Source organism: Rathayibacter rathayi (assembly GCF_004011095.1).
GTDB lineage: Bacteria > Actinomycetota > Actinomycetes > Actinomycetales > Microbacteriaceae > Rathayibacter > Rathayibacter rathayi.
In genome coordinates this window covers 3,055,896-3,077,191 of the sequence record NZ_CP028129.1, presented here as the reverse complement: position 1 = coordinate 3,077,191, position 21,296 = coordinate 3,055,896, and the positions used below count along the sequence as shown (strand labels likewise).

Genomic DNA, 21,296 nt, shown 5'->3' with positions numbered 1-21,296 from the left:
CCGGTAAACGGCCGGTCAATTCTTGTGGGATAGGGCCTCGCTCAGGATCGCACCCAGAGTCGGCGGGTAAGGTCGCCGCTTCTTGCCCGAGCAGCACTCCTCCCTCGTCCACGTCGCAGAGGCGTTCCCGACGTCTTCTCCCGACCTGATCCGTGGCTCCGATCCGCCCGTCGACATTGCTTGTCACCATCTCTCTCACACACGTCGTTGGCGATACGCCAGCCGTTCAGCCATAGTGCCATTACGACCCGAGAACCACGCCCGAACGGGGCACTAGGACATGAATCCCTCTCAACCAACCGGCACTAGCACGGGCCGTATATAGCGTCAGGAGGACCTTCGCTACCCCCTTGAGCAGCGCCCCTCCAGCCCCCTCGAACCGCCCCAAAGCCCCCCCGATGACCCGGAGCCGATCGTGAACCCCCAGAGACCAGACGCCCAGACACCGCCAGACATACAGACACCGCCAGATATACAGACACCGCCAGACCTGCAAACGACGCCACACCCGAACCGCCCCCGACGACGACGCACCCGCAGCACCCTCGCCACCGCCCTGATCGCCCTGGGCATCCTGGTCGCTCCTCTTACGGCACCGGCCGCCTCCGCCGCCACCCTGGACCCGGGTGCCGGGCAGAGCACGCGGATTCAGGAGACCAACTCCTCGCTCACGTACAGCGGCTCGTGGCGCACAATGAGCGGCGGCGACAGCGCGGGCGGGATCACGTTCCTCAACAGCACCGGCTCCGTCTCGTTCAGCTTCCGCGGCACCGGCTTCAGCTGGATCAGCCGCACCACCGCGTCCGCCGGCATCGCCACCGTCACCGTCGACGGCGCGAGCACCTCGGTCGACCGCTACACCACGACGACCGCGTACCAAGTCCCGGTGTTCTCGAAGAAGGGCCTCACCGACACGGTCCACACAGTCACGATCGCGTGGAGCGGGCGGGCGAACAGCGCCGCGGACGACGAGAACCTGGTCATCGACGCGCTCGACATCACCCGCGCGACCGGCTCCGTCGAGCAGCCGGTCAACGAGACCGGCGGCGGCGGCCCCGTACTCGACCCCTCCGGCGCCACCAGCCTCACCGTGCAGGAGACGGACCCCGCGCTGGACTACACGGGATCGTGGAAGTCGATGGCCGGCGGCGACAGCGGCGGCGGGATCAGCTACCTGACGTCGGCCGGCTCAGTGTCCTTCACCTTCATCGGCACATCGTGGCGCTGGATCAGCCGCAAGACCTCCTCCTCGGGGATCGCCGCGGTCTCGGTCGACGGCGGCCCCGTCACGAGGGTCGATCGCTACAGCTCCACCGCGCAGTACCAGGTGCCGGTCTACGAGACGACCGATCTCTCCGAGGGCACGCACACGGTGACCATCTCGTACACCGGGACGAAGAACGCGAAGTCGACCGACAGAAACCTGATCATCGACGCCTTCGTGCTCGCTGACGACGGTCTCGCGACCGACGCCGTGGAACTCTCACCCCTAACCGACGGCTACACCGTCGCCTGGGACGCACCCTTCAGTTCGCGGATCGTCTCGTACGAGGTTCACCGCTCCAACCAGGACGGCTCGGGAGACACGGTCATCGGCAGGGTCGCCGATCCGGTACGCCAGTATCGCGACGAGTCCGCCGAGGCCGGCCGCCGCTACACCTACTCGGTGGTCGCCACCGACGATGCCGGCCGCCGCTCGCGGCTGAAGGAGACGGCCACCACCAGTTCCGACCTCCTCGGCTCCCGCGCCTCACTGCTCGACGCCTTCGATTGCCCCGCCGCCACTAAGACGGTGTCGAACTCGGCGCAGCTCGTCGCGGCGCTGAGCAACCCGTCCTCCGGTGACGTGATCCACCTCGCCGACGGCTGGTACACCGGCAAGTTCGCCCTGCGCGGCACGGCCGCCCAGCCCGGCTCGATCTGGATCTGCGGCTCACCCCGTGCGGTCCTGTCCTCCGGATCGACCTCCAGCGGCACCGCCCTCATCCTGAACACGGTGAGCGACGTGCACCTGGTCGGCTTTTCGGTCCGCAGCTCCTTCCAGGGCATCCAGGTGCTCGCCAGCAAGGGCGTCCAGATGGCCGGCCTGACGGTGACCGACATCGGTTATGAGGCGGTCCACTTCCGCAACCAAACCACCGATTCGCTGATCGTCGGCAGCACAATCCGCCGCACTGGCCTCGTCGCCACTAAGTACGGCGAGGGCGTCTACATCGGCACCTCGGACCGCAATTGGTGCGAGTACAACGGCTGCGACCCGGACCGAACGGCGCGCATCGCGGTAGTCGACAACTCGATCACCGACACCGGCGCGGAGCCGATCGAGGCGAAGGAGGGGACCCTGGACGGCAACATCGTCGGGAACACGGTCCTCGGCGGATCACGGCTCTCCTCGGAGGTCGTCTCGATGATCCTCGTCTCGGGGAACGGCTGGCTCGCCGCCGGCAACTCCGCCTCCGGCACCACCACCTACGGCTACCAGGTGATCACCCGCGCCGACGGCTCCGGCAACGACAACACCATCAGCGGCAACCTCGCCCTGAAGACCACGGATGCCGCGGTCTACCTGCACCAGCCGTCGAACTGGCAAACGAGCGGCAACTCGCTGGGCTGCTCGAACTCGGGCAAGGACAAGATCGGGAACGTGGCGTGCACGCCGTGACCTGACCGCCTCCGGGGTGGGACCGCCGCCGTCGTCCCCTCGACGGCGGCGGTTCTGCGTTGGGCAGGCCCCGACCTACGACGCGTATGTGTCAGGCAAGGCTGCTCACCCGTGTCGTTGCCGTCGGAACCGCGGTACGCAGGCCCGGTACTTCGAGCTCACCACGCCGCCATCACTGATGCCCGCCTGGTCAGCCTCGGACCCGGGCACAGATTATCCCTTTATGGCTTCTCTCTCAGACTTACCTATGGTTTCTCACCCGTCGCGCCACATGCCGCCCATGCCACGACACCCCCGCAGGACCCTCACAATAGGGTGGGGTTCGGCTTCACAGCGCTTGCCAGATGCGGACTCAACTGCTTGCAAGAGCGTCACAACACGCTTCCCCAGCAGCCCAACTTTGTCACAACGACACACAGTTGACTTCGGAGCCTCCCTTCCGATAAATTATCAGCATCACATTTCTGAGCGTCTCTCAGGTTCACAAATGGTCCAGTAGCTGATTAGTCCGGAGGGTTCCCTTGCGTCCGAGCCAAGAAGAGCGCGAACTGCGGTCACAGAAACGCAGAGCGACGATCGCGTGCAGCGTGATTGCTGCTGCGGCGTTGATAGTCATCACCAGCCTCGGTGTCGCATCTGCATCGGACGGGCGGTCGCGCCCTTCAGGTGACTCACCGCCACCGCTCCCAGGGACTACGAGTCCGTCCGATCCCTCCCCTGCTGGCACCGCGCCGCTGCCTCAAGAGACCACCGTATTGCTGCCTCGCGACGACGGGTCAGGTACTCCCGTTTACGACCGTCTTAGCGACCCCGAGAGCATTACCTATCCAGCCACCTTCTCGAACGAAGAAGTTGCGAATGCGAAGACGTGGGTGCAACAGAACGTTATTATCGGACAATGTATGGCTGACAAGGGCTTCGACTACACATTCAAGTTGTGGTGGCAGCGTACCGACGCGCTCAACAAAGCCCCCGCACCGTATCCAGTAAATTCACCAGGCGGCACAGCGCTCTGGGGTGAACCACAGGCCACCGGATACGACTGGACGGCAGCCGGTTGTACTGGATATGCAACTCACGCGACAGGCATGGATAGCTCGGACTGAAACACCGACTTCACAAGTGTTAGGTTAAGTCACAGCTCGACCGCTTACCGGAACTCCTTGACGCTAGAAAAGCGTAACATTATGATTTCAAGACGCCAATTCTTCGTATCGACATCCGTGTCGGTCTTTGGCGGTGTCACTGCAACTTCTTCAGCCTCGGCAGGGACGCCGCGTCCAGGAGATTCATTGCACGACGCGTTTGACCAATCCGCATCGCGGGCACTCACCGCCACTTCTGACCCGACGTCGGTCACATTTCCCTCGTCTTTTACCATGGCGGAACAGAAAAATGCAGAGGAGTGGGTTCGACAGAATTTCCTCATTGCAGCTTACATGGCAAGCGCAGGTCGAGAATATGCCTTCACGCCCTGGTGGGAGCGAAGCAAAGCAGATAATAGCACAATCGTTTCCGCCTTCCCAAGCGAAAAAGACAAAAAATTATTGGTCGGCAATTCACTTGAAGAATTTCATGAATACGAGTGGACATCGGCGGGCATAATCGGCCGAGTCGTCCATGAAACCGGTAAAGATCAAGCAAACTGAGGAAGATAAATATGACTACATGCGATGAGGCCAATCAACAAACACGCGACGTTAGGATTGCCAACCCCGGGTATCCTGATCATCGCTACGAAGCGGATTATGTCGTCACGGTTGCGCACTGGCAGGCTGAGCTTGTCTGTCGTGGCTTATACGATGGTTCTGCCGATGGACATTGGGGAGCGCAGTCCCGACGCGGCGCACAATTGTACGTACGAGACTTCGGTTACACGGGACCAATCGACGGGGACTGGGGGACAAATACATGGAAAGCTATTCAACGACTTGCTGCGAACCGTGGCGGTTATGGCGGCCCTATTGATGGAGAACCCGGACCGAATACGTGGTGCGGAATATTTATGTCTTTTGTGCCTTGGGACTGATAAGTGTATAGCCGACGGCAATTCATTGGTACATTCGTAGCGTCGGGCGCAACAGGAATGATGACGGCGACGTCCTCCTACGCCGATCCAGCCTCGGCAGCTTCCATGACTAGGCCAGAATTTTCGCTAGTAATCGATGACTCGAGACCACTCCAAGTAATTTCTGGCGACTACACTGCATACTCGAACGTACATTTTGCGCTGAACCAAGTTATGCAAATAAATAATCCCGCGCAGTTCAAAGTTTCGATTCAATTCGACGGGCGACTTTTCGCTGCCGACGACACAGCCATGCTGTCGTATCTCGATAAGTATGAGACGGCGTCGACGGTGATCACACTCGCTGACCCGCCGGCCTTGTCATCCGTAACCTACGACATCCCAGATATATTTAATGGTACGTCCACAGCGTCGACAACCATTTTGTTCCCTTTGACAGTAGTCGACCGCTACCCGGAAGAAGGTGTAGATCACCCTTTACCGCTGATATTAACAATACTTGCCAGAGACGGCTCGGAGCTCGCACGCGCAGAATGGCTCCCCGACGACACGCGAGTTCCCGTGTCCGCATGGGGCGCCGAGGTAACCGCTGTCTGGTCCGAAACTGGAGTGGTTGACGGAGTTAAGACGACAGTAAGCAAATATCGGTATCCTTCTACGATTTGCTGTATGAGTACCGGTCCACATCCTATCCCCGCCGGATCTACATTAGCCATCGAGCTTGATAGCTTGGTTCTTGAATCGTGTGCTGTTCAACGGATTGCCACGATAGCTTCAACGGCGTCCGCAGCGACGACGATTGCACCGGGCGATTTGGGAATCGCGGTGGTTTCGCCTCTGACGCAGGCCCCTTGGCCGGCTACCTCCTATCTAGTGATGTTGGAAGAAACGGAAGGTCGCTTGCGGATGACGATCACGCTCAATGACGAGGTTCCAGCGGGAGCGGCGGTCGAAGTAACCCTACGCGCCGTCGAGATTCCGGCAATTCCGGTCATCACCTCGGTTACTTACGCTTCAGCGTTCCTCGCCGGCCCAGCCCAAGATGGATACTGGCAACGAGCAACGCGAAAATATCTAGTCACAGACTTAACGGGCTCAGGAACGCCGCGAATTACCAACGTCGCTCAGGGCGAAATATAGAGGTATAGATAATGGTTGATGCATGGGTGCAGAAGTCCCAGACATGGGTGAACGACAAATATAGCGGCGTGCCGGGCTTCAATCCTGCGCCTACCGACGGGCGGACTGGGTGGAAAACAATGTTTGCGCTCACCAGAGCCCTGCAGCACGAACTGGGGATCACGAGCTTGTCGGACAACTTCGGTGAAACAACATTTGCAAGGCTCGCCAAACAGTTCCCAACAGTTTCGTCGAAGACTGTGAACAAAGGCATCCTCGGAATCGTTCAAGCTGCGCTGTGGTGCAAAGGGTACGGGGGAATGTCGAGTCCCGACGGTAAATGGACCGTATGGGACTCTACTACCACCATTTCTATCGCAAGATTGAACACGAATATAGGGCTACCTGCAGCCGCGGAAATTATTCCTAAGCTATTCAAGAGTCTGCTCACTATGAGCGTTATTCATAAGGGGTTACCAGCCGAGTCGGTAGAGTTCGAGTTTGGTGATGGCGCGGATGAGGTTGGGGAGTTCGTGGAGTCGGCCGCGGTAGCCGGTGGCGAGTATTTTCCAGTTCTTCCAGTGGGCGATGCATCTTTCGACCGCTGATCGGATGATGGAGAGTGTCCGATTGCTGGTTTTCGTGTTGTCGTCGAGTTCACCGCCAGTGGGCTTCTTTGTCGGTGTTGTTGCGGTGGTGCCTTGATATCCGGGATCCGCGATCCATTCGACGGCGTCGAGGACAGGCTCCCAGCCGCAGAGCGTGATCGCAGCTCGATCGTGGCGCGCGCCGGCCACGGGCTCCGAGACGCACAGCAGCGAGCCTTTCAGGTCGGACGCGATCTGCACGTTCACGCCCTGCCGGTGCCGTTTCCCGGAGTAGTTCTCCCCCGCGCTGGCACGGTTCCCGGTGGGCACGTCGGTACCGTCGACCAGAAGGACCCGGCCGATCGCGGCTTCCTCTAGTGGCACGCCGGACAGGCAGCACGCTTGTTCGATCAGCGGCACGATCCGCCGGTAGATCCGCGACACGGTCGGCTGGGAGACGCCGAACAGGTCACCGACCGTCATCTGGTTCAGGTTCTGCCGCACCAACATCACCGTCACAACCACCTGCTCCCGAAGATTCAGGATCGCCACTCGCCCCGCCGACGCCGGACGGGACTGCACGATCTGCCAGATCCGGGAAACGAGTTCCGTGATCTGCTCCGAATCAAGCCCTGTAGTAGAGTCGTAACGCATCGGCCTCTTGTCCCGAGAATAGTGAAGTGTGATAACTTCTATTCTCTCGCACGAGGGGCCGATGCCTTTCGAGCGACACGCGCAAATCAGACCTTATGAATAACGCTCTATGGACGCATACATTCTTTTGCCAAGGGGAAGTCAACTGATTCGCTCCATCCAGAGGTCTCTTAACGCTCGTTATAACGGGCGAAGCGACTTCTTTCTCATTCCCTGCGATGGGATTTACTCCCGTGACGTTCAGGTAGGACTTATGTATGGACTGCAATATGAGATAGGAATGGCCGACGGCACTGCCAATGGCTACCTCGGCCCCGGCACTAAGGCCGGATTGAGTTCCAGTGCTGCGAATGTCGGACGAGGATCAAGCGATTCGTCACAATACTTCGTTCATCTCTTCCAGGCGGCGCTAGCTTTTAATGGATCGTACGACGGAGAGTACGACGGCGTCTTCTCCGAGAAGATGACGGCAAACGTGAAGTCCTTTCAGGACTTCACGATGCTGCCGCAATCTGGACGCGCGGACTGGAAAACCTGGGCGTCACTGCTTGCTTCGACAGGCGACCCTGAACGGATGGATAGCGCGAAGGCCGTCGACTGCATCACGACCATCACGGCCGCACGAGCTAGCACCCTGAAGGCGAACGGCTATTCTATAGTCGGCCGCTACTTAACGAATACCCCGAATACGCCCGACCCAACAGATAAAAACATTAAGCCTGGTGAAATATCTACTATATTCGCAAGCGGTTTGCGGGTATTTCCGATCTTTCAGGAAGGCGGAGGTAGTGCCTCGTTTTTCGACGCAGAAAAGGGGCGAATTTCGGGTAGAAGAGCTCATTTTGAGGCGCTCAAGTTTGGGTTTAAGCCGGGGACGGTGATTTATTTTACGGTGGACTTCGACGCTGTCGAAGATGAAGTCGACGGTAAAATAGTTCCGTATTTCGAAGCAATATCGATGGCATTCCGCGGCAGCCAATACCGTATTGGCGTCTACGGTGCTCGCAACACATGCTCTATTGTTTCCAGCAAGAACTATGCGACCTATAGCTTCGTAAGCGGCATGTCCACTGGTTACAGTGGAAACCTTGGCTTCCGCCTTCCAGTGAATTGGGCATTCGACCAGATCAAGGAATATACTGTTGGCTCAGGAAATGGAGCGATCGGTATTGACAAGGATATCTATTCCGGGCGAGACGCTGCTCAACCTGCCGTTTCTCGCGTTCCCAATAAATACACGTACGACGCATCAACTAAGGCTAATAGCCCTGCGGGCTACGATGACCTCTTTTACGGTCGGATTGCTCGGATGCAGTACTGCGCGAGATATTCTCTGAACGGACTGACAACCGAGTATAACGTCAATCACTTTGTCCTGACAAAGCTGCAAAAGCCGAGATTTTGGTATAACGGTGGTGAGTCGGGCAACGTATGGGCTGAACACTTGGCGCCCGATCCAGCGGGGCGAATCGGTGTCTCCAACTCAGACAAAGCCTCGTTTGCAATCAAAGCACAGGATCTATTTGAGCAAATGTTAGCCGACGCTGCGACCTTCCCGGAACCCGATGCCTCAACATGGTTTCGGTTTGGCAAAATCGACCACTGGGCTGTTTCAACGAGGACTTATATGATTCGCGGGGAGGCGAACGATATACCGTCTAATTCCGATAATCTGACGACGGGCGATCTCGCGTCATGGGCCCTCGATTTGGTAACGCTGTGGAATGATTATGAGAAGGCGCGAGTGGCGGCGAAGGGAACTCTCGGGAAAGGTGTACGCCAGTGGATCGCGGAAAACTGTGGGGTTGGATCCGCTAACCACTTTGCTGAAGGAGACCTTCGTGCGGATATGTCCGCCTACCTGATTGCGAAGGTTCTGGTGTCGGACCGTAATCGAACTCTCGACGATGTCGTACGCGAGCATTCGGTGGCGATGGAAGACGACCCGGGCTGGCTGGCCAAACAGTTCGTAGGCTCGCGATTTGGTGGTTCCTCGTCCAAGGTTGTCGCGGCGGCGAAGAAGGCATTCACAGAAGATTGGCTGACGGTCGTCGGATGGGAGAGCGCAGTCGCTCGGAAGGTTTTCCTCACAGAGCGCGCACCTGGCTCAACCGGAGGACACTACGACCCATCCGCCACCGTCCGTGCCACGGAGATTCAGGATATAGCTGATGGCTTCGCAGACGCGCTCGACGCCGCGAAGCGCTGGACTCGGCGATGACGGGGGTTCGCCGTCCCGCCGGGACGGTATCGGCTCAGATCCTACTCTGGGGCGTGTGCCTCGGCTTATGGGGGTTGAGCAGCCTCCTTTTCGTCGACACAGTCTTGCGCTGGCAGCGGTGCGGGTCCGTTCTCGCCGATGGCGTGGCGGTCGATCTCGCCGCCTCATCGCTCCTCTCGGCCTGCGCAGCACTAAGCTGGCACTTCTGCGCACGCAGATTCATGCCGCCCACCTACTACGTGATCCAGATGCTCATCCTTCTCTCGCTCGTCGTGGGCGGAGGCTGGCTCGGAATGTTTGCACTGTTCCTGAGTGATCCGATTACCGACTACATAGCCGAGTTCAGGGCTTCCTGCGGAATCACGACCTTCCTCACCCTCTCCCGGGTCTCGATCATCTTCTTGCCGCTGCTCTCCGCGGCATTAGGAGCGGCGGTGTACGCGAAACCGCACCGGGCACGCATGCTCCTGATCATCAACGGAGTGTGCCTCGCAGCGGCGCCCCTCCTCGTCGCGATTGTCGCTCCTTAAGCCGAGACGGACGAAGAGACGCGGCGGATGTGCTCTCTCCTCGCACTGTCGGGCCCTGTGCCTCGCCGGGCGGGACGGGTCTGCGTATGCCGGGGGCGTCCAGCCTCGGTGCGATCTGCAGGAGTTTCGTCTGGGAGAGCGCTTTCCGGCGCTTCCGATGCCCGGCCCGAGTCGAGTCCCCTTCACATCGCACGGCATCCTGCATACCTCACGCAACCCTGCACAGCGCACGTAGCTGCCCAGTTCGGGCCGTCTCGGCCGGACTTCGGTGTGATCTGCAGGGGATTATGACGGGAGAGCGCGATCATGCGCATCCGTGGAGCTGAGCCGATCGAATCCCCTGCAAATCGGACCCGGGCCTGCAAATCGGACCCGGGCCTGCAAATCGCACGCGGGCCTGCAAATCGGACGCGGGCCGGCACGACAGGGCGCCGACCCGCGGGCGCGCGTCACACGATCGCGGGGGCCTTCTGCAGCTTGTGGCGAGCCAGGAGGACCGCGCCGACCACGGGGGTGCCGGCGGTCTCGATCCAGTGCACGTCGGCGGCGGCCTGGGGCGCGTCGACCTTGCCCTCGATCAGGACGAGGACGGCGCCGTCGGCCACGCCGCGGAAGGTCGGCGACTGCTCGGTCGCGCCGAGGGTGCCGGTGACGATGAGGACGATGTCGTAGACCTTCTCCAGCTCCTCGACGAGCGAGCGGAGGGCGTCCGTGGCCATCGGGGTGCCCGCCTGGGCGCTGCCCGCGGGAAGCAGGTCCACGCGGTCGCTCGGACGCTTGAGGATCGCGTCGTCGAGCGAGGCGGCTCCGGCGAGGACCTCGCGCAGGCCCGGGCGCCCGCCCGACGCCGAGGCGAGCGCCGAGCCCTCGGCGGTGCCGTCCACGATCACGACGGAGGAGCCAAGCACGGCGAGCGCCTTCGCCAGCAGCACCGCGCTGGCGGTGTGCGGGGTGTTCGCCGAGGCCGGGGCGACCGCGAATGAGGAGAACGAGCGGGTGCGGGCGATGGCGGAGAGTTCGAACGCGACGGCCGAGTAGCGGGCCGGGATGTCAGGTGAGTTCAGCAGTTCGTCGAGCTTCGTGGACTTCGCCGGGACGATGCCCAGCAGCGGGCGGTCCAGCGAGGAGCGCACGTCGTCGCCGCTGCGGAGGCGGCGGTCGAGGGCGGTCAGCACGATCGCCACGCCGACTCCGACCACGGCGCCACCGAGGAGGCCGAGGGCGAGCAGCACGAGCAGGCCACCGGTGACGGGCAGCTTCGGCGGGATCGCCTGGCTGAGGACCTCGAGCTGGATCTGCGGGACGGCCACCCCGGTCGCCGTGGTCGTCGGGTCGGTGCCCTGCACGGCGGCGTCGAGCTGCGCGGCGACGGCGTTCGCGATGGTCGCGGCCTGCTCGGGCGAGGGGTCCGTCGCCGAGATCGTGATGACCACCGACTCCGGCTCGGAGAGGACGGAGACGCGCTTGGAGAACTCCTCGATGGTCTCGTCGAGGCCAAGACCGTCGATGACGCCCTGAAGGACGGCGTCCGAGGTGCCCAGGGCGACAAAGGTCACCGTGGCCTGCGCGGCGGCGCTGTTCGCGGCCACGCGGTCGGAGGTGGAGAGGACGCCGGTCGAGGAGACCGCGACGTAGACGCGCGCGTCCGCCTTGTACTGCGGCAGCAGCACGGCGTTGAGTACCAGTGCCGCCACGGCGCCGAGCAGAGCGAAGGAGACGAGGACGACCCACCTCCGGCCGATCCCGGCGAACAGTCCGTTCAAGGTCATGGTTTCTGGTGTCCCTTTCGTCGCCTACACCGCGGTGCAGGGGGGTCTGTCTGGAGCGTCGTGAGGTGTCGTCCGCCGTGCGCGGAACCGGCCGCGCGGGTGCGCGGGTGCGGTGGATCAGAGGTGGGCCTGCAGGAAGGCGAGGATCGCCTTCCTGTTGTTCGGGGTGTTGTTCTGGAGCCCGTGGTGGCCGGAGCCGTCCACACCGACCTCCGCCGCCACTCCGGCGTCCTGCAACGCGACCTGCATCTCATCGGCCTGCTCGACCGGGACGAGCTCGTCCTCGGAGGTGAGCCAGAGCTGCGGAGCGTCGCTCGGGTCGACCGACGTGATCGGCGAGGCGGGGACGCTCTGCGGGCAGGTCGTGGGGTCGATCTCGTCGCAGTGCAGGTAGGCGAGGATTTGCTTCTTCGCCTCGGGTAGCGGTGTGCCCAGCGACATCCCGGCATCGGTCATGTCGGCGACCGCCGAGAAGGCGACGACCGTCTTGACCCGCGAGCCCTCGGTGAGGGAGCCCTCGCCGAGCGTGCCCAGCGTGGCTCCGATGATCGCCCCGGCGGAGCTGCCCATCACGCCGATGCGCGCCGGGTCGAGGCCGAAGCGGGAGACCTGCGCGGGGTCACGCAACCACTCGACGGCGGCCTGCGCGTCCTCGACCTGGCCCGGGTACCGGCTGTCCTGGAGCAGGCGGTAGTCGACGGTGACCGAGACGAAGCCGCGCTGCGCGTAGTACTCGCACAGCTCGGTCATCCCGCCCTCATTGCGGGCGCCGTCGACGAAACCGCCGCCGTGCAGCATCAGCAGCGCGGGACGGTCGGTGCCGCCGTCGGTGGGGAGGCAGGCGTCGGCCTTCAGCGAGAGGCCGTCGACGGAGCGGTACTCGATCGCCTTCTGCGTCGTGAAGCCGTCGGGCGTGCGGACGGGCTCGGGCTTCGGGGTGCAGCCGGCGAGCCCGAGGGCCACGGCCACGACGGCCGCCAGGACTCCGGCTCTGCGTGCGCGTGTCGTCTTCACTCGTGGGACTCCGCCTTCTTCTGCTGGTAACTGGGTGAGGTGCCGGGCTCGTCCGCCGGCACTGCGGCCGGATCGGCCGTGACGCCCGCACCCCGCGCCGGGACTGCGACCGGCTTGCGCTTTCTGCCGGGACCGCCGAGGGCCGCCGGTGGGACGTAGATCCAGCGGATCTTCGAGAAGTACCGGGTGACCACGATGGACAGCACGACGGCGATCGCCAGCACGACCAGCAGCAGCGGGATCTCGAAGCCGGCGATCACCGACCGGTCCGCGGGCAGGAGGAAGCGCAGAGCGGTGACGCACAGCACGATCACATAGAGGTGCAGGAGGTAGATGTGCAGACTGCGTTCGCCGCAGACCGCGACGAAGTTGAGCACGCGCACGCGCGAGAGCGCACGGGCCACGAGGACGCCCATCGCCACCGCCGCCATCTGGCCGGCAAGAGCGAGGAACGGCACCCAGCGGATCGGGAAGAGGAAGAGGACCGTGCTCAGCAGGATGAACACCGGGGTCACGTACAGGAACCCGCGGGCGCTGTTCTTCTCGACGACGTCGATGATCCGCTTCGAATAGAGCGTGCCGACCAGGTAGAAGACGAAGAGGGCGCCGATGCGGTTCCAGCCCACATTGGTGGTGTTCACGAGCCCGGTGGTGAACATCGTGCCGAGGATCGCGGCGAGCGCGACCTGGACGCGGTGGTCGACGCGGCGCAGGAGCCACGCGCCGAGGGTGAAGAGGAAAAGTCCGTAGATGAACCAGTAGCTGCTGCTGGGCCAGAAGAACAGCAGGAGCAGGTTGAGCGGATCGGTCGCAGGCAGCTCGCCGAGTCCGCCGTTGGCCAGCGGGACGATCACATAGAAGACCATCCGCAGGAGCGACCAGATCACATAGAGCCACAGCAGCGGATAGAGCCGCCGGCGCCAGAGGTCGCGAAAGCTCCAGCTGGTGATGCGCGAGCCGAACAGACCCGAGACCAGGAAGAACAGCGGCATCGGGAACAGCTCGAAGACGATCTTGATGCGGCCGAGAGTGTTTTCGACCCCGATGTCCCCGAGGTACAGCGACGTGTGGTAGTACACCACGAGCAGAATGGCGGTGCCCTTCGCGAAGTCCACCCATTCACGCCGGGCCCCGCCCGACGGCTTCAGCATCTTCATGTTCTCCCCCTTGCGGTGCCCCGAACCCGTCGTGCGTCCGCCAGGAGATGCTCGTCTCTCTGAGAAACACGGTGGCGCGTTCGCGGCACGCGAGCGCTTGATAAGCCTAAAGGGTGTATGGTCCGCGCCGCACATCGCACGGAGGGGGCGGGGAGGGCGATATCGCCGGGTCCCGTCGCGATCGCGGTCACCGGCGCCCGTTCCCGGCCTGCATCGCGGCCCGGTAGAGCGCGGGTGCCGCGACGGCGAGCCCGAAAAGGACGGAGCGTTTCGCATCCCGACGGCGGACGAGGGCGGCCAGGTGCCGCAGTCCCGCCTCGTCGTGCGCATCCCGCCAGAGCCGCTCGGCCTCGTCGGGGCTGTGCGCCCCCGAGGTGGCGTCCTTGAAGCGGGAGAGGAGGGAGAAGCGCGCCCGGTAGTAGGCGTAGTCCTGCGAGCCGAGCAGACGCGGATCCAGCGCGCGGGCCGTCCGTTCGATCACCGCGGCGAGCCCGGCGAGCGAGTCAGCGCGCTGGGAGCCCGAGCGGATGATCGAGCCGGCGCGCAGTCGGTACTCGTAGACGGAGTCCGGGATCACCACGACCTCGGTTGCCGCGGCGAGCAGCTGGGCGACCTGCGCCTGGTCGGAGTGCTGACGGATGCGGGTGAAGTCGATGCCCGCGAAGAGGCTCCGGCGGAAGAGCTTGTTCCAGAGGTGCCCGGTCAGCTCGCCGACCAGGAGCGCGGTGAAGGCGCCCCGGCCCGAGAGCGCGAGCGGGCCGCGCAGGGAGCCGACGGGCGTGGATCCGGTGTCGTGGACCGTGACCGCCTGGGCGACCACCACGTCGGCACGGCCGCTCTCGCCCGCGGCGAGCATGACCTCGACCGCGGTCTCGGGCCACTCGTCGTCGGCGTCGACCAACCAGACCCACTCGCCGGAGGCCTCACCGACTGCGCGCTCGCGGGCCGCTGCGACGCCCTGGTTCTCGTCCTGGCGCAGGTAGCGGATCCGCTCGTGCTCCTCGGCGAACGCGCGGCCGATGGTTGCCGTTTCGTCGGTCGAGGCGTCGTCCACCACCAGGATTTCGAGCTCGGCGTGGGTCTGCCGCAGCAGGCGCTCCAGGACATCGGCGAGGTGCGCCTCCTCCTGGTGAGCCGGCACCACCACCGAGACGAGGGTCACTTCTGCCCCACGACCCGGCGCAGCACCGTCTCGAGGTCCCGGCCGCTGGAGGCGAGCGAGAAGCGGTCGAGCCAGCGGTCGATGCCGGTGATCTCGAGCTCGCTCGCGCGGATCAGCGCGTCGGCGAGGTCGCTGGCGGAGGGGGTGAGCGCGAGTTCGCCGGTGAGGCCGGGGACGATCGCGTCCGCGACTCCGAGCGCCCCAGACACGGCGACCGAGGGGACACCGGCGGCGGCGGCCTCGACCAGGACGTTGCCGAAGCCCTCGCGTAGCGACGGGAGCAGCACGACGGCGTTCTCGTCGAAGTGGTGGAACCAGTCCTCGACCCAGCCCTTGTCCTCGAAGTCCACGCCGCGCGCGGACGCCTCGGCCTTCATGCTTGCCAGCAATGGCCCGCCGCCGAAGGAGACGACCTGCGCGGGGATGCCGCGGCGCTCCAGCTCCTCGGCCGCGAGGATCGCGAGCTCGGGGCGCTTTTGTACGACCAGGCGGCAGGGCAGCACGATCTGCAGGCCCGCGGCGGTCCCGGGGGTGCGCGCGACCTGGCGCGAGCGGTCGACCTTGGCGGTCGCGGGGTTGGCCACGACAGTGCAGCGCTCGCCCGAGACGCCGAAGCCGGCGATGAGTTCCCCCGCGACGGGGTGTGAGATCGCGATGACGTGGTCGGCGCGGCGGTAGAGCGTCTTGGCGAGCGCGAGCTGCACCTTTTGCGTCCTCGAGAAGCCGGGGATTCCGAGCGAGACGAGGTTGCGCTCGCTCACGATGGTCTTCGGGCGGTCGGCGCGAGCCGTCATCTCGGCCGAGGCGAGCAGCACGAGGTTCGGGTAGCCCTGGAAGGCGATCGCGACGTCGGGGGTCCGCCTGCGGAACAGCTCCTTGAGCAGCGTCGCCTTGCCGACGTGACCCGCGCCCGCGCCGATGCGATGCAGGACCGCTCCCTCGGGCAGATACTCGTCGGTGCTCTTGACCGAGGTGGTGACCACGTCGACGTGGTGGCCCTGCTCGAGGAGCCAGCCCATCCAGGTGCGAGCGACGAACTCGGCCCCGCCGCCGTGCAGCGACGTGACGACGAACATGATCCGCATCCGCGGTCCCTTCTCCTGGGGCGCGCTCATCGCACGACCTCCGCGCCGAGGCCGCGGGTGTTCAGCGCCGAGAGGCGGCGCACCTCGGGCAGGGCGTTGTCGATGGTGGCGCGCACGCCCGGCTCCGCGAGGATGCGGTCGATCACCGGGAGGACACGGTCGGCGAAACCGGGGACCGGCTCGACGCAGAGCTGCGGCAGGCCGATCAGGCGCATGATGCCCTCGACCTTGCCCTGGGTGGCCAGGGTGATCGCCGGGACGCCGAGCGAGAGCGACATGATCGCGAGGTGCATCCGGCCGGTCACGGTCAGCAGAGCGTCCTCGGCCAGGCCGCGGATCTCGGCGGGCATCAGCACGCGGTCAACGACGGTGACCCCCTCGGTGCCCACGCGCTCGGCCACGGCGCGAACCGCCACCTGGTCGTCGCCGAGGGGGCGCGAGACGTGCGGGAGGAGCACGACGTGCACACCGGCGGCGCGGAGGCGGTCGACGATCCGCTCGTACTCGGGCACCTGGTCGAGCATCCCGGCGACCAGGGCGCTCGCGTTCACCAGGGCGAACGGGACGCCCTCGGGAAGTCCCAGGCCCTCGCGGACGCTGCGGTCGCGGGTGCGGGCCGAGAAGACGATGTCGGTGACCTCCTCCACCCGCTGCACCCCGATGCTCCGGGCGCGCTCGGCCGAGAGCGGATCGCGGAGCATCGGGACGACACCGGCGCGCGACGCGGCGATCAGGGAGCGGCGGGCGGCGAGGCGCGCCTTCGCGTTCCAGGAGAAGCCGAGGATGCGCGTGGGCACCCCGGCTTCGGCGGCGGTCTGCGCGAGCAGGGAGCGGCGGACCGAGCCGCGGAGGCTGTACTTGCCGTCCATCATGTCGGCGCCGACGACCGAGACCGAGCGGGAGCGGCGGATCAGCGCCGCGGAGGCGCGGAGGTCGGCGGCGTGCGCGTCGCCCACTCCGTAGACCAGGTGCGGGAGTTCGACGACCGTGACCCGCTCAGCCTGCTCCTCGGGGATCACGACGTCGCCCGCGTACCGCTGGACGACGACGACGGGGCCGGACGTGTTCTCGAGGAACGCCTCCAGCATCGCCTGATCACCAATGTTGCCGCTGCCGGGGGCGGCGATCACGAGGTGGAACTCGGGCTCGGGGCGGAGGGTCGCGAGGCAGTCGCGGAGGACCCTGCCGTCGCGGCGGGCGGGCAGGCGGGTCGTCGTGACGAAGTCCTTTTTCCAGGACTTCACGACGCCGAGCTTGAGTGTCATCAATCTCTTTCGGTGGGGGGAACGGCGGGGCGGCTTCGGCGGAAGTGGTGGCGTAGGTCGGCGAGGCCGAGGATCTGGCGGCGGAAGGCGGGCAGGATCAGCATCCAGAGCCCGACTCCGACCAGGACGGCCGCCCCGCCCACGAGCAGGCGCAGGATCGGCTGGTCGGCGGAGATCGCGACGGTGGAGAAGGACGAGCCGACCGTGATTGATCCGAACGCGATGCCGCTGCGCAGGCCGTTGGTGAACATCTCGCGCACCGGGGCGTCGGAGGAGCGGCCGATCCAGATCAGCGCGATCGGCCAGGTGAGCGCGAGCGAGGCGGCGTAGGCGATGGCGACACCCGTCACTCCCCCGTTCGAGCCGACCAGGATGAGCACGACCATCAGCGGGCGGGTCGCCAGGCTGTACCAGACGCTCTGGCGCACCAGGCCCTTGGCCAGGAACACCCACCACGAGCAGTACGCGGTGGCCTGGAAGAACCCGGCCACGAGCAGGACCTGGAAGATCGGCACCGAGGCGAGCCAGCGCTCCCCCAGCAGGATGCGGATGACCGAGTCGGACTGCGAGCCGAGCACGGCGAGCACCAGACCCATCACCGTCAGCATCGCCGACTGGCCGAAGAGGATGAAGGTGCGAAAGCGCTCGCGCTCGTCCTGCAGCTTCGAGAGCACCGGCAGGGCGACCCGCTGCGCCGGAGCGTTCACCTGCTGCAGCGGCAGCATCATCAGCTGGAACGCGCGGTTGTAGAGGCCGAGGTCGACCGGGCCGAAGCGCGCACCGATGATGACGGAGTCGACGTTCTTGCTCGCGTAGGTGAGCGCCTGGGTGGCGAACACGCCGCCTCCGTAGCGCAGGAAGTGGCCCATCGCCTCGCCGCGGCGGTAGCGGCCGGGCCGCCAGCCGGTGATGACGACGAGCATCAGCACGCCGATGAGCGGCTGCACGACCTGGCTCGCGGCCAGCGCCCAGTAGCCGGCGCCGCCGAGCGCCATCAGCACGCCGACCGCGAGGCCCAGCACCTGACCGACGAGGTCGACCAGGGTCAGCTTCACGAAGCGCAGGTGCCGGGCGAGGTCGGCGCGGAACTGCGTCGAGATGCCGTTGAGGAGGAAGGTCGAGGAGAGCACGACGGTCAGCAGCTGGAGGCGGTCGTCGCCGTAGAGCGCGGCGATCGGCCAGGAGGCCGCGATGACCAGCAGCGTCAGCGTGAGGCCGATGCCCGCGTTCATCCAGAACAGATTGCTCTTTTGGCCCGGAGTGATCTCCTTCGCCTGGATCGCGGCGGAGGAGAGGCCGAAGTCGCGGAAGATCTCGCCGATCCCGATGATCGCGGTCACCATCGCAAGCAGGCCGTAGTCGGCGGGGGCGAGCAGGCGCGCGAGCACGACGATGCTGCCCAGCTGGACGGCGATGCGGATCGCCTGGCCGCCGATGGTGACGGCGGCGCCGCGGCTCGCCGAGCGGCCGAGGCTCGGGGACGGCTTCTGCGTGGTCGCGCTCATCGCGTCGAGCCCTTCTTGGCGGCGATCGCGCCCTCGTAGGCGTTCTTGAGTTCGCGGCCGAGCACATCCCAGTCGCGCCCGGACAGCGCGGGGAGCCCCTCGGGCGCTCGGGTGCGGGTGGCCTCGAGTGCCGAAGCGATCAGCTCGGGGGTGAGGTCGCCGTCGTACTCGATCACCCAGTCGCTGCCGACCTCCTCGGCCAGGGCCGTGTTGGCGGGCGTGCGCGGCACCAGGATCGGCCGGCCCAGCGAGAGAGCGACCAGGATCGAGCCGGAGTTGTGCATCTCGCGGTAGGGCAGGACGATCAGCTCGGCGCGACCGATCTCATCGACCATCTCGGCGTCGTCTACCCGGCGCAACGTCGTGTGCACCCGCGCGTCACGGGCGGCGCGCTCCTCCACCAACTCGCGCTGGCCCGTGCTGGGGCTGCCGACCACATGCAGCGAGAGGGAGTCGTCCGCCAGCCGGCGGAACACGTCCATCAGCTCGACGACACCCTTGTAGGGCCGGATGATGCCGAAGTAGAGCACCCGGCCGTGCTCGTGCTCGGGCAGCGGGTGCTCGGCGAACTGGTCGCGGTAGTGGCCGTGCAGCACGGTCACGGCGGGCGCCCGGCCGGGCGTGACGGTGGTGGGGTTGAGGCGGACGAACAGGTCGGTCGCGCGGTCGATCCTGGCGAGCGAACGGCGTTCGGCGGCCGGCCCGAGCTCGTGCGGGTGCAGGTTGTGCACGGTGCGCACCAGCGGGATGCGCTGGAGCGCGAGGCGCACGAGCAGCGCGTCGAGGGCCCGGCGGCGCAGGAACCGGTGCAGCGGGTTGCGGCCGCGGATCATCAGCTCGGGCCAGTGCACATGCAGCACGTCGTAGTCGGCGAGCAGCGCGCTGCGCCAGGAAAAGAAGAGCAGCTCGACGCCGGGCGCGAGACCGTCGACGATCGAGTCGACGTACTGGGTGGTCGAGTCCGGCGGCGCAAGCGACTGCTGCACGACCAGCGCGGCCGGCGAGGAGGCGTGCCTGCGCGAGCGGCGGCTCATCGCTCGCCCCGCAGCCCGAGGGCCATCGGCGCGTCGAAGATCTGCGCACCGAGCGGCCGGCGCATCCGAATGCCCTGGGAGAAGTCGGGGACGTGCACCGGGTTCAGGCAGATGATGACGAGAAAGCCCAGCAGCAGATGGCTCGGGCGGACCGCGTCGATCGCGTTGTAGCCCGCGAGGCAGACCAGGAAGCCGAGCAGGCCGGCCGCCGGAGCGACGTCGCGGCGGCTGAGCGCGCTGCCGAACAGCGCGATCACCAGGATCACGAAGAACAGCAGGCCCGGGACACCGACGCTGATCAGCAGCTGCAGGAACGAGTTCTCGATGACCACGTCGGAGAAATTGCGGCCGCTGATGCCCGAGGTGGCGGCTCCGGAGCCGAGCCAGTTCGAGAGTTGCGCGGCCTTAACGGCGACCGTGACCGCGAGATCGCGGGCGCCGGCCGAGATCGACGCATCGAGGTTGTTGTTGCGCGCGGTGACCGGCTCGAAGTTGAGCACGCCGACTCCGGCGATCAGACCGGCGATAAGGATCGAGCCGGGCCGCAGCAGCGAGCGGTTCGGGTTGAGGAAGCCGACCGCGACGAGTCCGACGACGACCGCGACGGCCACGGCCGCCATCGGTCCGCGCGAGACGGTCGCGACGACTCCGGCCGACGCCAGGATGCCCAGCAGCAGATCGGAGCGGCGCGAGCCCTGCAGCCAGGCGCCGAACGCCAGCCCCGCACCGACCGTGAGAAAGGTGCCCGCGAGCAGTGGGTGGCCGAAGGTGATCTCGGCGCGGTAGAGCGACCAGTGCTGGTCCTGCTCGGTGCCGAGCGCGGCGTAGATCGGGCCGATGACCGGGGAGCTCTGCGCCACCAGTTCGAGGCAGGCGTAGAGCGCGAGCAGACCCGAGAGCCAGACCCAGGTCTTGCGCAGCAGCACGGCCTCGCGCTGGGCGTCGAAGACCAGCATCGGCAGGCCGACGCAGACCGCGATGCTGACCATCCACGAGACACCGGCCGAGACGAAGGAGCCGCGGACCGTCGCGACGGCCGCCCAGACCAGGAACGCCGCGAAGGCGAGGATCGCAACGGCGCGCCACGGGCTCAGCACCAGCTCGCGCATCCACTCGCGGATCGGCGCCCGCCACAGCTGCGGCGCGAGCACCCGACGCACCGCCCAGACGATCAGGAAGACCGCCCACAGGGTCATCCGGAAGGTGAAGCTGGACGGCGTGAGCGGGGTGGGCACGATCGCGAAGAACGCGAGCGCCATCGCCGGCAGCCAGTGCGCCGGCACCCTCAGCAGTACGAAGGCCCCGACGATCCCGGCGACGCCGAGGGCGATCACCTGAGCGCCGGTGCCGGGGGGTCGCGTGGTGAAGATGTACCCCATGCCGGCAACGATGATCACGGCGACCGTGAACAGCGTGCCGACGACGAGGCGCCGCGGGAGGAGATCTATCACGTCAAGGGGTCCTTCTGGCATCGAGAGGAGGGGGCGCGTCGGTCCTCCCGCC

15 protein-coding genes are annotated in these 21,296 nt (G+C 65.4%); 5 read left to right on the top strand and 10 right to left on the bottom strand.

Annotated elements, in window-relative coordinates; translation table 11 throughout:
• Positions 1-415: 415 nt before the first annotated feature.
• From C1O28_RS14795 to C1O28_RS14785, 3 genes are all read left to right on the top strand, one after another.
• The gene (locus tag C1O28_RS14795) at positions 416-2,662 is read left to right on the top strand and encodes a fibronectin type III domain-containing protein (protein WP_127821563.1); all 2,247 of its coding nucleotides are present in this window, start codon (positions 416-418) and stop codon (positions 2,660-2,662) included.
• 1,187 nt (positions 2,663-3,849) lie between these two features.
• The gene (locus C1O28_RS14790; protein WP_127821562.1) at positions 3,850-4,311 is read left to right on the top strand and encodes a hypothetical protein; all 462 of its coding nucleotides are present in this window, start codon (positions 3,850-3,852) and stop codon (positions 4,309-4,311) included.
• A 437-nt stretch (positions 4,312-4,748) separates the two neighbouring features.
• The gene (locus tag C1O28_RS14785; RefSeq protein ID WP_127821561.1) at positions 4,749-5,831 is read left to right on the top strand and encodes a hypothetical protein; all 1,083 of its coding nucleotides are present in this window, start codon (positions 4,749-4,751) and stop codon (positions 5,829-5,831) included.
• Between the two features lie 452 nt (positions 5,832-6,283).
• On the opposite strand, the gene C1O28_RS14780 is transcribed toward C1O28_RS14785, so the two are convergent.
• Entirely contained in the window at positions 6,284-7,051 is a 768-nt protein-coding gene (locus C1O28_RS14780; protein ID WP_104249343.1) for a transposase family protein, read from the bottom strand.
• A gap of 280 nt (positions 7,052-7,331) precedes the next feature.
• On the opposite strand from C1O28_RS14780, the gene C1O28_RS14775 reads away from it, so the two are divergent.
• Together C1O28_RS14775 and C1O28_RS14770 are read left to right on the top strand one after the other, a co-directional pair.
• Positions 7,332-9,272 carry a glycoside hydrolase domain-containing protein gene (locus C1O28_RS14775; protein WP_160487528.1) on the top strand — a complete coding sequence of 647 codons (1,941 nt, stop codon included), beginning with the start codon at positions 7,332-7,334 and terminating at the stop codon, positions 9,270-9,272.
• A 74-nt stretch (positions 9,273-9,346) separates the two neighbouring features.
• On the top strand, positions 9,347-9,802 hold the full coding sequence (locus tag C1O28_RS14770) for a hypothetical protein (protein ID WP_127821560.1): 456 nt from the start codon (positions 9,347-9,349) through the stop codon (positions 9,800-9,802).
• A gap of 449 nt (positions 9,803-10,251) precedes the next feature.
• On the opposite strand, the gene C1O28_RS14765 is transcribed toward C1O28_RS14770, so the two are convergent.
• The 9 genes from C1O28_RS14765 to C1O28_RS14725 form a co-directional block, all read right to left on the bottom strand.
• Positions 10,252-11,571, bottom strand: a complete 1,320-nt coding sequence (locus tag C1O28_RS14765) for a Wzz/FepE/Etk N-terminal domain-containing protein (protein WP_097167807.1) — start codon at positions 11,569-11,571, stop codon at positions 10,252-10,254.
• 117 nt (positions 11,572-11,688) lie between these two features.
• Positions 11,689-12,585 carry an alpha/beta hydrolase gene (locus C1O28_RS14760; RefSeq protein WP_097167806.1) on the bottom strand — a complete coding sequence of 299 codons (897 nt, stop codon included), beginning with the start codon at positions 12,583-12,585 and terminating at the stop codon, positions 11,689-11,691.
• The gene (locus C1O28_RS14755; protein ID WP_160487529.1) at positions 12,582-13,742 is read right to left on the bottom strand and encodes an acyltransferase family protein; all 1,161 of its coding nucleotides are present in this window, start codon (positions 13,740-13,742) and stop codon (positions 12,582-12,584) included. The genes C1O28_RS14760 and C1O28_RS14755 overlap by 4 nt, the downstream gene beginning before the upstream one ends.
• Positions 13,743-13,929: 187 nt before the next feature.
• Positions 13,930-14,904 carry a glycosyltransferase family 2 protein gene (locus C1O28_RS14750; protein ID WP_160487530.1) on the bottom strand — a complete coding sequence of 325 codons (975 nt, stop codon included), beginning with the start codon at positions 14,902-14,904 and terminating at the stop codon, positions 13,930-13,932.
• A complete protein-coding gene (locus tag C1O28_RS14745; RefSeq protein WP_097167803.1) occupies positions 14,901-16,019 on the bottom strand; it encodes a glycosyltransferase in 1,119 nt (372 codons plus the stop codon). The genes C1O28_RS14750 and C1O28_RS14745 overlap by 4 nt, the downstream gene beginning before the upstream one ends.
• Positions 16,016-17,254, bottom strand: a complete 1,239-nt coding sequence (locus C1O28_RS14740) for a polysaccharide pyruvyl transferase family protein (protein WP_097167802.1) — start codon at positions 17,252-17,254, stop codon at positions 16,016-16,018. Before C1O28_RS14740 ends, C1O28_RS14745 begins: the two co-directional genes overlap by 4 nt.
• Positions 17,254-18,759, bottom strand: a complete 1,506-nt coding sequence (locus C1O28_RS14735; RefSeq protein ID WP_097167801.1) for a lipopolysaccharide biosynthesis protein — start codon at positions 18,757-18,759, stop codon at positions 17,254-17,256. The genes C1O28_RS14740 and C1O28_RS14735 overlap by 1 nt, the downstream gene beginning before the upstream one ends.
• Positions 18,756-19,793, bottom strand: a complete 1,038-nt coding sequence (locus tag C1O28_RS14730) for a glycosyltransferase (RefSeq protein ID WP_097167800.1) — start codon at positions 19,791-19,793, stop codon at positions 18,756-18,758. The genes C1O28_RS14735 and C1O28_RS14730 overlap by 4 nt, the downstream gene beginning before the upstream one ends.
• Entirely contained in the window at positions 19,790-21,244 is a 1,455-nt protein-coding gene (locus C1O28_RS14725) for an O-antigen ligase family protein (protein ID WP_097167799.1), read from the bottom strand. Before C1O28_RS14725 ends, C1O28_RS14730 begins: the two co-directional genes overlap by 4 nt.
• Between the last annotated feature and the right edge of the window lie 52 nt (positions 21,245-21,296).